Source organism: Streptomyces griseocarneus (assembly GCF_014655595.1).
In the GTDB taxonomy this organism is placed as follows: Bacteria; Actinomycetota; Actinomycetes; order Streptomycetales; family Streptomycetaceae; genus Streptomyces; species Streptomyces griseocarneus.
Genome location: NZ_BNBL01000016.1, coordinates 48964 through 64853, shown reverse-complemented (window position 1 = coordinate 64853; position 15890 = coordinate 48964). Strand labels below are relative to the sequence as shown.

The window sequence follows — 15890 nt, the reverse complement described above, 5'->3', positions numbered from 1 at the left end:
TGCGGCTACCTCTGTCCGGTGTGGCGGGTGTGGAGTTCGCCGGGGAGCGCCGCGACGCCGTAGGCGGCCGGCACGGATTCGTTGGCCAGACGCAGCCGCTCGGCGGCGCGTGCGGGGAGCGGGAAGTGCGTGAAGGCGCCGCTCACGACGCGGTCGGCGCCCATCGGCTCGGCGTCGAAGCGGGAGACGGTGGCGAGCTCGTACCCCTCGCCCCGGCCCTCGCCGTACGGGTCCGGGGAGAGCAGGGCGATCTCCGCGACGCGCCGCGTGCCGTCCGCGTGCCGGGCGAGCTGGACCAGGCAGTCGACGGCGCTGTCGATCTGGTCGCGCAGCGCCTCGTAGGGGATGCGGACCTCCGACATCGACGCCAGCGTCCGCAGCCGCAGCAGCGCGTCCTCGGCGCTGTTGGCGTGCACGGTCGCCAGCGAGCCGTCGTGGCCCGTGGACATGGCCTGCAGCATGTCCAGGGTCTCGCCGCCGCGCACCTCGCCGACGATGATGCGGTCGGGGCGCATGCGCAGGGAGTTGCGGACCAGGTCGCGAATGGTGATGCGGCCCTTGCCCTCGACGTTGGGGGGCCGCGACTCGAGGCGGATGACGTGCGACTGCTGCAGCTGCAGCTCGGCCGCGTCCTCCACGGTGATGATGCGCTCGCCGTCGGGGATCAGCCCGGACAGGGCGTTGAGCAGCGTCGTCTTGCCCGCGCCCGTCGGCCCCGAGACCACCACGTTGAACTTCGCCCGCACCAGCGCCCCGAGCAGCATCAGCATGTGCTCGTCCAGCGTCCCCATGCTGATCAGCTCGCGCAGGGTGTACGCGCGGGGGAAGCGCCGGATCGTCAGCGTCGCGCCGTTCAGGGCGAGGGGCGGAATGATCACGTTGACGCGTTCGCCGCTCGGCAGGCGGGCGTCCACCATCGGATTCGACTCGTCCACGCGGCGGTTGACGGTGGAGACGATGCGCTCGATGGTCTGCATCAGCTGCTCGTGCGAGGCGAAGCGCACCGGCACCGGCTCCACCCGGCCGGCCCGCTCGACGAAGATCTGGTCCGGGCCGTTGACCATGATCTCGGTGACGGAGGGGTCCTCGAGGAGCGGCTCCAGCACCCCCAGGCCCAGTGCCTCGTCGACCACCCGGCGGATGAGGCTGTCGCGCTCGGCGGTCGAGAGCACCGGCCCCTCGCGGCTGATGATGTGGCCGAGCACCCGCTCGAGGCGGCCGCGGCGCTCGCCGGCGGCCAGGGCCGACATCTCGGCGAGGTCGATCTCCTCCAGCAGCTTCGCCCGGTAGACCGGCACGAGGTGGCCGGGCTCGCGGCCGTCGGGCCGCGCCTCGGGGGCGACGATGCGGTCGCGCAGGCTCATCGGGCCACCGCCGGCTCCGCCGGGCAGGGCATCGTGGCGCGCCGGGTCACCGTGAAGCCGGTGCCGGGAAGCAGCGGGGGTACGTCCACGGTCACGGTGGCGGTGACCTCGCCCGCGCCGGCGGCGCACCGGGGCGCGTCGACGGCCGCGCGGGAGGCCACCCAGCCGGTCATGGCGGCCCCGCCGGCGCCGGCGGGGGTCGCTCCGGGCGCATCGAGCGTGGCGGTACGGGCCGCCGCGCGGGCGCCCGTACCCGCCTGCTGCACAGCGAACGCGGCGAGGCCCAGGTGGACCGCCGCGAGGCCGACGAGGAGCAGGAGCGGCAGGAACCCGAGGAACTCGACCGAGGCCGAGCCGCCGTCCGCGGTCCGCCGTCTCCCGTGACCGCGCCCGCCACTTCGTACGTCGCCGTGTGCGGAGCCCGGCCCCCGGACGCGGCACCCCCGGCCCGCGGCCGCCCGGCCGAGCGGCCCCCGCCGGGCCGTCACGCGCCCGCCGGGCCGCCCGGAACGCGTCGCCGCCGTCACCACGCCTCAGTCCTCCCGCGCCACACCGGCCGTACTTTCCACCGGCCACGGCCAGTTGACCGAGCCGGGGAAGAGCACCGGCACCCGCAGGCGCACGCTCGCCCGGTACACGGCCCCGTCCGGCCCGCAGCGCGGCTCGCCGCGCCAGGCGCCCGGCAGGTCCGAGCGGGCCGCCGCCGCGCAGTCTCGGCCCACCGCGCCCGCCCGCGCGGCCTTGTCGGCGGCGTGGCCGGCCAGCGAGAAGGAGTAGCCGACCAGGACGCACTGCCAGACGACCGCCAGCGCCACCAGGATCAGCGGCAGGACGCCCGCGAACTCCACCGCCATCTGGCCGCGGTCGCCGCCCCCGCGCCTGCGGAAGCGGCTCATCGGCAGGAGCGAGCCGCTCGGCACGGGCGCCAGCTGGTCCGGGCCCGTGCCACCACCGCCGCCGCCACCTCCTATGGCCCGGCGCCGCCCCGCGTGGGCGCCGGGCGAGCCGCCGCGCAGGGCCCGGCCGCCGCCCGCCGGCGCGGCCAGGCCCAGCTCGCCGGCCAGCGCCCACAGCGCCTGCCGGACGCCGGAGCGGGCGTCCAGGTCCTGCATCCGGCCGGAGTCGACCGCGCTCTGCAGTTCCTTGTAGCCGGCCGGGACCGTGGTCCGGGCGGCCCGGGTGCCCGTGGTGCGGGCGACCAGCGCCGGCTGGATCTCGGCGTTGCGGGTGTGGCGGTTGACCACGGTCGTCGTCTCCTCGGCCTTGCGGATCTGCAGCCGCTCCCACATCCGGACCATGCGCTTGGCCGCCCGTACGGACACCACGTCCGGCGTCGTGACCAATAACGCCACGTCCGCCGTTTCGATCACGGCGGCGCCCGCGGCCGTGATCTGCGTTCCGCAGTCGACGACCACGACTTCGTAGCGGCCGCGCAGGGCGGCGGCGATCTGCCGGGAGGCGAGGTCGCCGACCTCCTCGCCGCGCTCGCCCTCCGCCGGGGCCAGCAGCAGCCCGAGGCCGGTGGGGTGCGGGAAGACGGCGTCCCGCAGCACCCGCGGCGAGATGTCGCTGATGCCCGCCAGGTCGGCCACCGACCGCCGGAACTGCACGTCCAGATAGGAGGCGACGTCACCGGACTGCAGGTCCAGGTCGGCCAGGGCGACGCTGCGCCCGGCGGCGCACGCCGCGAGGGCGAGCTGCACGGCGGTCACGGTCGTACCGACCCCGCCCTTGGCGCCGACGACCGCGACGAGCCGGCCGCCCGCCCCGCCGCCGGCCGCCGGGGCGTCGTCCACGGCGCCCAGGTGCCGGCGGACGCCCGTGGCCCACTGGGCGGCGGCCTGGACGCGGGCGGCGAGTTCCTCGTACGAGGGCGGCAGCGCGGCCAGGCCGCGCGCGCCGCAGTCCATGGCGGCGGCGTACAGCGCGGGGCCGGCCTCGGCGCTGAGCAGGATGACGCCGGTGGCGGGGAAGCGCAGGGCGATGTCGCGGACGAGTTCGAGGGCGGGTACGGGCCCGATGCGCTCGTGGACGAGGACGACCTCGGGCAGTTCCTCGACCGAGGCGGCCGCCAGCACGGCGAGCGTGTCCAGCAGACGGGTCGAGTCGCCGACGGCCCGCAGGGGCTCGGCACCGGGGAGCCTGCCGAGCAGCCCGCCGACGGCGCGGGCGGCGTCCGGGTCGCCGACGGCCGGGAGGATTCTGATCGTCACCGTGGGCCTGCCTCCATCCACAACAACCGTTGGACCTTGTTCCGTTGGGATCCTTTGGGATCTGCTGGGACCTGCCGGGATCCACTGACATCCGCCGGGATCCGCTGCCGCGGGCGTGCCGGCCGCATGCCGGCTATTTGTCGCCGTCGAGCGTGTACGTGCGGTCGCCCCCGGCCACGCCCTCCCCGCCGCCGGGGGCGATGAGGGCGAGCCGGACGCGGGAGGCGAACGACTCGGCGTACGCCACGCGCTGGGCGTCCTTGGTGCCCAGCGCGAAGGTGATCGGCACGGCCTCGCCGGCCTGCCGGGTGGTGGCGCCGGAGCCGCGGCCGTCGCCGTCCCGCTTGAGGGGGGTGAGCTTGCCGACGTCGATGACCCGGGCGCCGCTGACGATCACCTTGGAGACCGGCTTGGTGCCCTGCTCCTTGGCGTCGAAGGTGGCGTAGATGTTGACCTTCGAACCCGGCAGGACCTTGCCGGCGACCCCGGTCGCCGCGTCGATCATGATGGCGATCTCCTGCTCGCCCGGGGCGAGCGCCGGCCGGGCGACGATCATGTCCTTCTGCAGCAGGGATCCCTTGCGCAGCGGCGTGACGGCGATCTTGCCGCGCACGGCGGCGAGGTCGGTGACGGCGGTGGAGGGGAGCCAGCGCCTGGGCATGGAGATCCTCTCGAACTCGTCGGTCTCCAGGTCCCGGTAGGCGGGGATGTCGGCCTTCAGCCGGTAGGCGGTGACCTCGGGGCCGACCTTCGCCTCGGCGTCCTCGACGACCGAGAACACTCCGGCGAACGCGCCGAGGGCGCAGAGGACCGACAGGAGCAGCAGGACGATCCCACGGCGCTGACGTGAATTCATGGGACGACGAACCTCGTTCGGGGCCTCGTTCGGGGGATATGGCGGATGTTCGGCATGCGGGGGTCCACGACGCGTACGGCAGGCGGCTCAGCGGCCGGCCGGTGCCCGCTCGCGGGTGCCGGGCGGGCCGATGGCGCGGTCGCCCTCGCCGCGCGGCACGGGCGCGGCGCAGAACCCGCAGCGGTCGCCGATGAGCTCGAGGCCGCACCAGTGGCACTCCTCCCGGCGCACGGAGGCGACGAGCTGGTAGAGCACGGAGGGGTCGGGGATGGCGGCGGCGAACTCGACGGCCCGCTGGGTGCCCCACCAGCGTCTGGACTCGGCGGGCAGCGGGAGGATCTCCTGGACGCCCTGGACCCGCCAGTGCGGGGCCACGGCGTCGGTGACCCAGTCCTCTCCCTTGCGGGGTCTGGAGCGGGCGACGGTCATGCGGGTGGCGAAGGCGGGCCCGGCGGGCAGCTCGCCGGCGCCGACCCGGACGACCTGCGGCGCCGGGTTGACCACGACGCCGAAGTGGGCGCCGGGCAGGAGCGAGGCGATGTGCGCGCCGAGCCCCACGTCGACCCTCTCGAGCCGGGCGACGGACGCCAGCTGGGCGCCGGCGTGGATGTAGTGGGCGAGCAGCCGCGCGGCGCAGGCGAGCACGCCGGGGGTGAGGTCGGAGACGGACAACTGGCGTAACTGGCGGGCCAGTACGCCCACCGCAAGCGGCGGCAGGGCCACGGGCAGGAGGGCGACGCGGTCACTCTCCAGGACCGAGCGCACGGCGTGCAGGCGGTGGACGTACGCGACCGGGAGCGAGTCGGGGTAGAGCACCACGAGATGGCCGCACCGCTCGAGCAGGGCGGCCGCCTGGGCGACGGCGTCCTCCAGCGGCTGGGCTTCTGGCGGCTGGAGCACGGCGGCGGTGGGAACGGGCCCGCCGGGCGGCGGCAGCACCAGGTCGGAGCTGGTGACCGCTATCGCAATCGGCACGTCGGCTTCCCCGTTCACTCCGGCCGCGGGGGGCTCCGGCGGTCGCAGATCGATACTGCCCTGTGCTGGTGCCTCCGCACTTTATCCACGAATGGAGCGGCTGAGAACCGTTCTTCGGTCTTTGCCCCACGAGCCGGTGGCGGTGCCGGCGGGCCTTGACGGATGGACGGGGTCCGGCCCGCCGCACCCTTGGCGTCCAGGTGCGCGGTGCGCATCAAACCGGCCTCGCATCACCCCAGTTGGGCGGCCGAGGGCACGAACCGCCGATCGTTCAAGCCCGCCAGAACGTATCCGGCCATCCGGGGCGCCGTGACCTGGCCCGCGACCTGGTCCGCGATCCGGTCCACCGACCGCGACGTCGCCGGGCGGACCGCTTCGGGCCCGCCCGGCGTCCGGGAGCGGTCGGTTCAGCTCAGCGGGTCCTCTTCCGTCGGCCGCGGCAGCTCGCAGCCCGGCAGGTCCAGGTCGAGCTTGTTGCCGGCGGCGAAGCACTTGGCGATGCCGTACGTCTGCTGGGCGTAGTTGATGCCCTTTCGGACCGTGACCTGGCCGTTCTCGTCGACCTCGCACGGGTTGTTGACCGTGCAGCGCCCGCCGCTCTCGTTGCCCGTGTTGTTGACGGCGACGACCTTTCCGGTGTTCGCGTCCACGACGGGCGAACCGGAGGTGCCCCCTATGGTGTTGCACGACGGGGTGTAGCGGAGCGAGTCCTTCCAGGTCCAGTCGCCCTCGCGGAGCTCGTGCACGAAGCCGTCGGCGTTGCAGGAGTAGATCCGCTTCCAGTAGCCGGAGACGACCTTGATGGCCGTCCCGGCCGTCGGGTGGTCGGCCGACAGGCTGAGCGCGTTGATGCCGTACTGCTGCTTGATCTTCGCGTACGTGGTGTTCAGCTCGTACAGCGAGATGTCGGTGTCGGTCATCGTGGCGTACGAGACCTTGGTCGCGCGCAGCGTGGCGACCTTGCCCGCGGTCGAGTTGAGCAGGCTGAACGTACGGCTGGAGGGCTGGTCGGTGATGACCTCGCCGGCGCCGGGCATGCCGGTCTCGAGGCAGTGGCCGTTGCTCAGCACCAGCGCCGGGTCGTTGTCGCCCGAGCCGGGCAGCCGGATCAGCGAACCGGAACAATTGCTGAGCGCGACGGTGCCGGCGAAGTCGACGGCCTTGGCCTTCGCGGAGGCGGCCTGACCCTTGGCGGTGGCGGCCTGGGCGGGCGCGGTCGTGGATTCGCCCTGCGGGGCGGCGGTGGCGGAGGTGGTTCCGGCGCCCGCGACGCCGGCACCGGCGAGCAGCAGCGTCGTGAGCGCACCGACGAGAGGTCGTCTCATGGGGGGTGGTCCTCTCAGATCAAATGCCCATCGGTTTTGACGTGTGCATTGTTGATTCTGGTGGGGCCGCGGGGCAATCAACCGGTCTGAAGTCATGGAGAAGTTGGCCTGATTCACCCATCCGGCAGCTATTGACCGGTGCATGTCATCGCTCGAACACTGGTGAGGCTCACCCCCCTCATTCGTCGCACGAACGGACCCCTCAGGAGGTCTCATGCGACCCCCCACCCCCCGCTTCCGCAGGCCGAACGGCAGAGTGACGACTGCCGCCATCGCCGGCCTGCTCGCCCTCGCGGTGGCCACGCCCGCGTCCTCGAACAGCACGCCCGGCCCGGACGCCCGGGAGCGCGTCCACGAGTACGAGGTCACCGGGCCCCGCACCGCCGCCCAGCGCACCGCCGTCGCCGCGACCGGAGCATCCGTCGACGCCGTGCGCCGGGACTCGATCGTGATCACCGCGGACGCCGGGCAGGCCGAGCGCGTCCGCCGGATGGGCTACCTGCTGCGCGTGCTGCCCGGCCCGCCGGACCGCGGCGACGGCCGGAAGCCCACGCCGTTCGACTTCCCGCCCGCGGACGCGAAGTACCACAACTACAAGGAGGCCATGGCGGAGATCGACGCGGACATCGCCGCGTACCCGTCCCTGATGAGCAAGCAGGTCATCGGCAAGTCCTACGAGGGCCGGGACATCATCGCCGTGAAGATCACCGGCAGCGCGAAGGCGGCCGGCGCGGCGCAGCCGGGCGCAGCGCGGGAGGCCGACGGCGAGAAGGCCGCCGCCAAGCCCGAGGTGCTGTTCACCGCCCACCAGCACGCCCGCGAGCACCTGACCGTGGAGATGGCGCTCTACCTGCTCAAGGAGTTCGGCTCGCAGTACGGCAAGGACGCGCGCGTCACCAAGATGGTGGACAGCCGCGTGATCTGGGTCGTGCCCGACCTCAACCCCGACGGCGGCGAGTACGACATCGCCTCCGGCAGCTACCGCAGCTGGCGCAAGAACCGCCAGCCCAACAACGGCTCGTCCTCCCGGGGCACCGACCTCAACCGCAACTGGGACTACAAGTGGGGCTGCTGCGGCGGCTCCTCCGGCAGCACCGGCTCCGAGACCTACCGCGGCTCGGGCCCGGAGTCGGCGCCCGAGGTGAAGGTCGTCTCCGACTTCGTCCGCAGCCGGGTCGTGAACGGAAAGCAGCAGATCAAGGCCGCCATCGACTTCCACACCTACAGCGAGCTCGTGCTGTGGCCGTTCGGCTGGACGTACGACGACACCGCGCCCGGCATGACCCAGGACGAGCGCGACGCCTTCGCGAAGGTCGGCACGTCGATGGCCCGCAGCAACGGCTACACGCCGGAACAGTCCAGCGATCTCTACATCACGGACGGCACGATCGACGACTGGCTGTGGGGCAACCAGAAGATCTTCGCCTACACGTTCGAGATGTATCCGTCATCCGCCGGCGCCGGCGGCTTCTACCCACCGGACGAGGTCATCGACCGGGAGACGGCGCGCAACCGGGACGCGGTGCTGCAGCTGCTGGAGAACGCGGACTGCATGTACCGGTCGATCGGCAAGGAGCAGCAGTACTGCACATGAGCGACGCACGGACCGGGGGCGGGCCGGCGGGATCCCCGTCCGGCCCGCCAGCGGCCTTCCCGGACAATGACACCCCTCAGACGATTGGATCTTCAACCACCCCCTGGTGTAGAACACATCGTCGATCAAGCATGATCACGACAAGTTTTTGCTTCTACGGGGGAAATCACATGCGCTCCATTCGGCATGTCATCGGAACGCTCGCGGTCGTCACCGCGCTCGGCAGCGGCCTCACCGCCTGCGGGCCCGAGGAGGACAAGGCGGCGGACACCTCGGCCGGCGCCTCCGCGACGGCGAAGCCGTCGCAGGCGGGCAAGGGGGACAAGGGAGCCAAGGGCGACGGCAAGCACGACGACCAGGAGGGCGAGCTCGACTGCGGCAAGCCGCCGACGCTGCCCGCGGGCATCAAGATGATCCAGGTGGGCCTGCACCGCGACGCGAGCGTCATCGAGACCTTCGAGGCCAAGCCCAAGTGCACGCCCAACGACTGGATCTACCACGGCGACGAGAGCCAGACGCCCAAGGCCTACAAGCTCCCCGCGAACGTCAAGGGCGAGCTGGCCATGGGCCCCGGCAAGCACAAGCAGGTGAACCGCGACGAGCTGTCGAAGCACATCGACGGCTGCCTGCGCAACGACTACAACGTCGTCAAGGAGCCCTTCTCCTGCCACGGCAACGTCTACGAGATCACGCTCAACGCCAAGGGCGACGAGGTCAAGACCATGCGCGAGCGCTGGTCCGTCTGATCCACGCCGTGGCCGGGGGCCGGGCGTCGGGGCGGCGCCCCGGCACCCGGCCCCCGGCCCGTTGTGCGCGTGATGTGCCGTTGACCCTTTACCTGCGGGGATGTTAGACAGCAGCGGTCGCCCCCGGGATGAAGGGGGCGGACGGGTACAGCACGATCCGACGGGAGGCCCCATGGCCGCCACAGCCGACATAGCCCACGACGCCGTGGACCACCTCGCCCAGGAGCGGGTGGACCACCGTTTCAAGGGCCTGCCGCCGGACGCGGAGGGCACCACCGTGGCCGAGCTGGCCGCCGAGCGCCGGTCCCTGTTCACCGGCGGGTTCACCACGCCCGTACTGGCCCTCTCCGCCGAGGCGCTCGAGCACAACCTCGACGTCATGGAGCGGTACTCCTCCGGTCAGGGCCTGGCCTTCGCCCCGCACGGCAAGACCTCCATGGCCCCGCAGCTCTTCCGGCGCCAGCTCGAGCGCGGCGCCTGGGGCATCACCGCCGCCGTCCCCGCCCAGGTCCGCGTCTACCGCGCGTTCGGCGTAAGACGGATCTTCCTCGCCAACGAGGTCGTCGACGCCGCCGCGCTGCGCTGGCTCGCGGGCGAGCTCGCCGCCGACCCGGAGCTGCGGATCATCACCTACGTCGACTCCGTGCGCGGCGTGGAGCTGATGGACGCCGCCCTGCGCGAGGCCGGCTCGCCCCGCCCGCTCGAGGTCGTCATCGAACTCGGCGCCACCGGCGGGCGCACGGGCGTGCGCGACGACGCCGAGTGCACGCGCATCGCCGACGCCGTCGCGGGCACCGCCACCCTGCGCCTGGTGGGCTTCGCCGGCTACGAGGCGGAGATCCCGGACGCCGACGGCGAGCTCGTACGGGCCTGGCTGCGCCGGATGACCGGGCTCGCGGTCGCCTTCGACGCGGCGGGCCGCTTCGCCGGGGTCGAGGAGATCGTCGTGAGCGCGGGCGGCAGCGCCTGGTTCGACGCGGTCGCCGAGGTCTTCGCGGAGCTGCCGCCGCTGTCGGCGCCGGTGCTCAAGCTGCTGCGCAGCGGCGCGTACGTCACCCACGACGACGGGCTGTACCGCGGCAAGACGCCCTTCAACCGCCGGCCCGGGGACGACGGGCTGCGGCCCGCCTTCCGGCTGTGGACCCAGGTCGTCTCCCGCCCGGAGCCCGGCCGCGCCTACCTCAACGCGGGCAAGCGGGACGTCTCCTACGACGCGGGCCTGCCGGAGCCCCAGGTCGTGCGGTCCGCGCGGGACGGCTCGCTGCGCCCGGCGCAGGGCATGAGGGTGATCGGGCTGGCCGACCAGCACGCGTTCGTCGAGCTGGGGCCGGACGCGGAGCTGGAGGTCGGCGACTGGGTGGGCCTGGGCGTCTCGCACCCGTGCACGGTCTTCGAGAAGTGGCCGATGATTCCGCTGGCGTCGGCCGACGGGACGGTCACGGACTACGTCCGGACGTTCTTCTAGAGGCCGGTGGCCCCATGGACCTCGTCATCCGGGAAGCGCGCGTCGTCGACGGGAGCGGTGGTCCCTCCTACCGGGCCGACGTCGGCCTGGCGGGCGGCCGGATAGCCGAGGTCCGGCGCGAGGGCGAGGGCCCGAGGCCGTCGGGCCGCCGCGTCCTCGACGCCCACGGGCTCGCCCTGAGCCCCGGCTTCATCGACATGCACGCCCACAGCGACCTGGCCCTCCTGCGCGACCCCGCGCACGAGGCGAAGGTCGCGCAGGGCGTGACGCTGGAGGTCCTCGGCCAGGACGGCCTGTCGTACGCGCCCGTCGACGCGCGCACGCTGGCCGAGGTGGGCACGGCGATCGGCGGCTGGAACGGCGACGCCGCGGACGTCGGCGTCGACTGGCGCACGGTCGGCGGCTACCTGGACCGGCTCGACCGGCAGGGCATCGCCGTCAACGCCGCCTACCTCGTGCCGCAGGGCACGGTCCGGATGCTGGCCGTCGGCTGGGAGCGGCGGCCCGCGGGGGCCGACGAGCTCGCCCGCATGAAGCGGCTGGTCGCCGAGGGGCTGGAGCAGGGCGCGGTGGGAATGTCGTCCGGGCTCACCTACGCCCCCGGCATGTACGCCGACGACGCGGAGCTGACCGAGCTGTGCCGGGTGGTCGCGGCGTACGGCGGCTACCACTGCCCGCACCACCGCTCGTACGGGGCGGGGGCCCTGGCCGCGTACGAGGAGATGATCGCCGTGGCGCGCGGGGCGGGCTGCGCGCTGCACCTGGCCCACGCCGTCATGAACTTCCCGGTGAACGAGGGGCGCGCGCCCGAGCTGCTCGCGCTCCTCGACTCCGCCCTGGCGGCCGGCGCCGACATCACCCTGGACTCCTATCCCTACACCCCCGGCTGCACCACGCTCGCCGCCATGCTGCCCGGCTGGGCGAGCGAGGGCGGACCGGCGGCCGTGCTGGCCCGGCTGCGCGACGACGCGACGGCCGAACGCGTCCGGCACGCCGTGGAGGAGGAGGGCGCGGACGGCTGTCACGGCGTGCCGATCGACTGGGACGCGATCGAGGTCTCGGGGGTGGGCGAGCCCGCCCTCGCCTCCTACGTCGGCCGGACGGTGGCGGCCGCGGCCCGCGAGCGCGGCGAGCGGCCGTGGGCCACCGCCCGGCGGCTGCTGGTCGAGGACCGGCTGGGGACGACGATCCTGCAGCACGTCGGCCACGAGGAGAACGTCGTCGCGATCATGCGCCACGCCGCGCACACCGGTGGAAGCGACGGAATCCTGCACGGCGCGAAGCCTCATCCGCGCGCCTATGGCACCTTTCCGCACTACCTCGGCCGGTATGCGCGTGAGCTGGGCGTGCTGTCGCTGGAGGAGTGCGTGGCGCATCTCACGTCGCGGCCCGCGAGGCGGCTGAGGCTGCCCGACCGGGGTCTGATCAGGCCGGGGAACGTCGCCGACCTCGTGCTCTTCGATCCGGACTCCGTAGCCGCCGGCTCCACTTTCGAAGCCCCTCGCGCGCTTCCGACCGGCATTCCTTATGTCCTGATTGCCGGACGCTTTGCGATGGAAGACGGACGCCGGACGGACGTCCTGGCGGGGCGCACGATCCGGCGCGCCGGCTCGTCCTGACCGGCGCCACGCGGGCGGCGTCAAGCGGGCAACAAAGGACGCGCGGGGCGCGTGACGTCCCCGTAGGGTGGCCGTCATGCAGGTGATCCAGTCAACGAAGCTCGCCAACGTCTGCTACGAAATCCGTGGCCCGGTGCTCGAGGAGGCCATGCGGCTGGAAGCGGCAGGTGAGCGCATCCTCAAGCTGAACACCGGCAACCCCGCGATCTTCGGGTTCGAATGCCCGCCGGAGATCCTCGAGGACATGCTGCGCAACGTCGGCGACGCCCACGGCTACGGCGACGCCAAGGGGCTGCTCGCGGCCCGGCGCGCGGTGGTGCAGCACTACGAGACCAAGGGCATCGAGCTGTCCGTCGAGGACGTCTACCTCGGCAACGGCGTCTCCGAGCTGATCCAGATGTCGATGCAGGCGCTGCTCGACGACGGCGACGAGGTCCTCGTCCCGGCCCCCGACTACCCGCTGTGGACGGCGTCCGTCTCGCTGGCGGGCGGCACCGCCGTGCACTACCGCTGCGACGAGCAGGCGGACTGGATGCCGGACCTGGCCGACATCGAGCGCAAGGTCACCGACCGCACCAAGGCCATCGTCATCATCAACCCCAACAACCCCACGGGTGCGGTCTACGACGACGAGATGCTGCGCGGCCTGACCGAGATCGCCCGCCGCCACAACCTGATCGTCTGCTCCGACGAGATCTACGACAAGATCCTCTACGACGGCGTGACCCACACCCCGACCGCCGCCATCGCCCCGGACCTGCTGACGCTCACCTTCAACGGCCTGTCCAAGTCCTACCGCGTGGCCGGCTACCGCAGCGGCTGGATGGCGGTCTGCGGTCCCAAGGCCCACGCCGACAGCTACATCGAGGGCCTGACGATCCTGGCGAACATGCGGCTGTGCGCCAACATGCCCGCGCAGTACGCCGTCGCCACCGCCCTCGGCGGCCGGCAGTCGATCAACGACCTGGTCCTGCCGGGCGGCCGGCTGCTGGAGCAGCGCGACGTCGCGCACGAGCTGCTGACCCAGATCCCGGGCGTGACGTGCGTGAAGCCCAAGGGGGCGCTGTACGCCTTCCCGCGCCTCGACCCGAAGGTCTACAAGATCAAGGACGACCGGCAGATGGTGCTCGACCTGCTCCGGGCCGAGAAGATCATGGTCGTCCACGGCACGGGCTTCAACTGGCCGGAGCCCGACCACTTCCGCCTGGTGACGCTGCCGAACACCAAGGACCTGGCGGAAGCGGTGACCCGGATCGGCAACTTCCTCGAGGGCTACAGCCAAGTTTAGACACTGTCTAAGTTAGGATGGCCTTCAGAGGTAACTCAGGAGGCCATCCCATGTACGAGCCGATCCACACCAAGTCGGTCCGCGCACACGGGCCCCACCGCTCCCGCGAGGAGGAGCTGGAGATCCGGCTCGCCGGACACCTGACGGCACTGCTCACGGTGACGGACGAGCTCCGGGCGCTGCAGCCGTCCGCCGCGCTGGACGAGGCCGCGCGCGGCCTCAGCCTGCGGGTGGAGCGCCTGGGCGGCGGCACGCCGCTGCGCGCGGCGCCGACGACGAGCTCCGCGACCCCGGCCCGGATCGCCGCCCTGCACCAGCGGGCGCACACGCTGGCCGGCCAGGCCCTGGTGGTCGCCACCCAGCGCGGCGACGCGGCCGGGGCCGCCCTCGCGGCCGAGCGGATGCACGCCCACGCTGCCGCACTGGGCATCCCGGACGCGGCGTGACAGGCGCGGCCTGACGAGTGCGGCCCGGCAGGCGCGGCACGACGAGCGCCGGGCGGGCCGAGGTCGTCCTCGGCCCGCCCGGCGCTCGTTCGGACCGTCAGCCCAGGCGCTCGACCAGCGCGCGGTACTCGTCCCACAGCTCCTTGGGGGTGTGGTCACCGAAGGTGTCGAGGTGCTCGGGCACCAGCGCCGCCTCCTCGCGCCAGACCTCCTTGTCGACCGTCAGCAGCAGGTCGAGGTCGGCGTCGGCCAGTCGCAGGCCGTCCGTGTCGAGGGCCTCCTTGGTCGGCAGGATGCCGATGGGGGTCTCGACGCCCTCGGCCTGGCCGTTCAGGCGCTCGACGATCCACTTCAGCACGCGGCTGTTCTCGCCGAAGCCGGGCCAGACGAAGCGGCCGTCGGCGTCCTTGCGGAACCAGTTGACGTAGTAGATCTTCGGCAGCTCGGCCTCGTCGCGGCCCTGGCCGACCTTCACCCAGTGGCCCATGTAGTCGCCCATGTTGTAGCCGCAGAACGGCAGCATGGCGAACGGGTCGCGGCGCAGCTCGCCGACCTTGCCCTCGGCGGCGGCGGTCTTCTCGGAGGCGACGTTGGCGCCGAGGAAGACGCCGTGCTGCCAGGAGAAGGACTCGGTCACCAGCGGCACGGCCGTGGCGCGGCGGCCGCCGAAGAGGATGGCCGAGATCGGCACGCCCTTGGGGTCCTCCCACTCGGGCGCGATGATCGGACACTGCGAGGCGGGCACCGTGAAGCGGGCGTTGGGGTGGGCGGCGGGGGTGTCGCTGCCCGGCGTCCAGTCGTTGCCGCGCCAGTCGGTCAGGTGGGCGGGCTTGTCCTCGGTCATGCCCTCCCACCAGACGTCGTTGTCGTCGGTGAGGGCGACGTTGGTGAAGACGGAGTTGCCCCAGAGGGTCTTCATGGCGTTGGCGTTGGTGTTCTCGCCGGTCCCGGGGGCGACGCCGAAGAAGCCGGCCTCGGGGTTGATGGCGTAGAGGCGGCCGTCCTCGCCGAAGCGCATCCAGGCGATGTCGTCGCCGATGGTCTCCACGGTCCAGCCGGAGATCGTGGGCTCCAGCATGGCGAGGTTGGTCTTGCCGCAGGCGGAGGGGAAGGCGGCGGCCACGTACTTCGCCTCGCCCTGCGGCGGGGTCAGCTTGAGGATGAGCATGTGCTCGGCCAGCCAGCCCTCGTCGCGCGCCATCACCGAGGCGATGCGCAGGGCGTAGCACTTCTTGCCCAGCAGGGCGTTGCCGCCGTAGCCGGAGCCGTAGGACCAGATCTCGCGGTCCTCGGGGAAGTGCGAGATGTACTTGGTGGAGTTGCACGGCCAGGGCACGTCGGCCTCGCCCTCGGCGAGCGGAGCGCCGAGGGTGTGGACCGCCTTGACGAAGAAGCCGTCGGTGCCGAGCTCGTCGAGGACGGCCTGGCCCATGCGGGTCATGGTGCGCATCGAGACGGCGACGTAGGCGGAGTCGGTGATCTCGACGCCGATGGCGGAGAGCGACGAGCCGAGCGGGCCCATGCAGAAGGGCACGACGTACATGGTGCGGCCGCGCATGGAGCCGCGGAAGATGCCGCCGTCGCCGTCCTTGCCCGCGAAGACCTCCCGCATCTCGGCGGGGGCCTTCCAGTGGTTGGTCGGGCCCGCGTCCTCCTCCTTCTCGGAGCAGATGAACGTACGGTCCTCGACGCGCGCCACGTCGCTGGGGTCGGAGGCGGCGTAGTAGGAGTTGGGGCGCTTGACCGGGTCGAGCTTGCGGAACGTGCCCTTGGCCACGAGCTCCTCGCACAGGCGCTCGTACTCGGCCTCGGATCCGTCGCACCAGACCACGCGGTCCGGCTGGGTGAGGGCGGCAATCTCGTCGACCCAGGAGATCAGCTCCTGGTGGTTGGTGGGGGTGGTGGGAGCCGCACTGGTGCGCGCCACGATCGCTCCGTTCCGCCGGGACCCGCTTGCCCGGCGTCAGATGGTTGAGGGTGGTACGGGCCCTACGGCGTC

13 protein-coding genes are annotated in these 15890 nt (G+C 72.6%); 6 read left to right on the top strand and 7 right to left on the bottom strand.

Features of this window, described 5'->3' with window-relative positions; genetic code table 11:
- Window positions 1–5: 5 nt before the first annotated feature.
- The 6 genes from IE295_RS29650 to IE295_RS29625 all read right to left on the bottom strand — a co-directional run bounded on the left by IE295_RS29650 (window position 6) and on the right by IE295_RS29625 (window position 6733).
- Window positions 6–1364 carry a TadA family conjugal transfer-associated ATPase gene (locus IE295_RS29650; RefSeq protein WP_190066854.1) on the bottom strand — a complete coding sequence of 453 codons (1359 nt, stop codon included), beginning with the start codon at window positions 1362–1364 and terminating at the stop codon, window positions 6–8.
- Window positions 1361–1894 carry a TadE/TadG family type IV pilus assembly protein gene (locus tag IE295_RS29645; RefSeq protein WP_224323472.1) on the bottom strand — a complete coding sequence of 178 codons (534 nt, stop codon included), beginning with the start codon at window positions 1892–1894 and terminating at the stop codon, window positions 1361–1363. The genes IE295_RS29650 and IE295_RS29645 overlap by 4 nt, the downstream gene beginning before the upstream one ends.
- 3 nt (window positions 1895–1897) lie before the next feature.
- On the bottom strand, window positions 1898–3577 hold the full coding sequence (locus tag IE295_RS29640; RefSeq protein ID WP_190066853.1) for a CpaE/TadZ family protein: 1680 nt from the start codon (window positions 3575–3577) through the stop codon (window positions 1898–1900).
- 133 nt (window positions 3578–3710) lie between these two features.
- The gene (cpaB, locus tag IE295_RS29635; protein ID WP_190066852.1) at window positions 3711–4433 is read right to left on the bottom strand and encodes a Flp pilus assembly protein CpaB; all 723 of its coding nucleotides are present in this window, start codon (window positions 4431–4433) and stop codon (window positions 3711–3713) included.
- An 87-nt stretch (window positions 4434–4520) separates the two neighbouring features.
- A complete protein-coding gene (locus IE295_RS29630) occupies window positions 4521–5408 on the bottom strand; it encodes a hypothetical protein (RefSeq protein WP_190066851.1) in 888 nt (295 codons plus the stop codon).
- A gap of 407 nt (window positions 5409–5815) precedes the next feature.
- Window positions 5816–6733: a trypsin-like serine peptidase gene (locus IE295_RS29625; RefSeq protein ID WP_190066850.1), complete on the bottom strand. Its 918-nt coding sequence runs from the start codon at window positions 6731–6733 to the stop codon at window positions 5816–5818.
- Window positions 6734–6947: 214 nt separating this feature from the next.
- Here IE295_RS29625 and IE295_RS29620 point away from each other — a divergent pair, with 214 nt between their 5' ends.
- From IE295_RS29620 to IE295_RS29595, 6 genes are all read left to right on the top strand, one after another.
- Window positions 6948–8327, top strand: coding sequence for a M14 family metallopeptidase (locus IE295_RS29620; protein WP_190066849.1), 1380 nt, complete (start codon window positions 6948–6950; stop codon window positions 8325–8327).
- Between the two features lie 170 nt (window positions 8328–8497).
- The gene (locus IE295_RS29615) at window positions 8498–9073 is read left to right on the top strand and encodes a hypothetical protein (RefSeq protein WP_190066848.1); all 576 of its coding nucleotides are present in this window, start codon (window positions 8498–8500) and stop codon (window positions 9071–9073) included.
- A gap of 172 nt (window positions 9074–9245) precedes the next feature.
- Window positions 9246–10538, top strand: coding sequence for an amino acid deaminase (locus tag IE295_RS29610; protein WP_190066847.1), 1293 nt, complete (start codon window positions 9246–9248; stop codon window positions 10536–10538).
- A 14-nt stretch (window positions 10539–10552) separates the two neighbouring features.
- Window positions 10553–12157 carry an N-acyl-D-amino-acid deacylase family protein gene (locus tag IE295_RS29605; RefSeq protein ID WP_190066846.1) on the top strand — a complete coding sequence of 535 codons (1605 nt, stop codon included), beginning with the start codon at window positions 10553–10555 and terminating at the stop codon, window positions 12155–12157.
- A 76-nt stretch (window positions 12158–12233) separates the two neighbouring features.
- Complete coding sequence (locus tag IE295_RS29600) at window positions 12234–13445, top strand: pyridoxal phosphate-dependent aminotransferase (RefSeq protein WP_190066845.1); 1212 nt, start codon at window positions 12234–12236, stop codon at window positions 13443–13445.
- Between the two features lie 50 nt (window positions 13446–13495).
- Window positions 13496–13891 (top strand): SCO4983 family protein, encoded by a 396-nt coding sequence (locus tag IE295_RS29595; protein ID WP_190066844.1) that lies wholly within the window; start codon window positions 13496–13498, stop codon window positions 13889–13891.
- Between the two features lie 97 nt (window positions 13892–13988).
- On the opposite strand, the gene IE295_RS29590 is transcribed toward IE295_RS29595, so the two are convergent.
- Window positions 13989–15818, bottom strand: coding sequence for a phosphoenolpyruvate carboxykinase (GTP) (locus IE295_RS29590; RefSeq protein ID WP_190066843.1), 1830 nt, complete (start codon window positions 15816–15818; stop codon window positions 13989–13991).
- Window positions 15819–15890 lie beyond the last annotated feature (72 nt).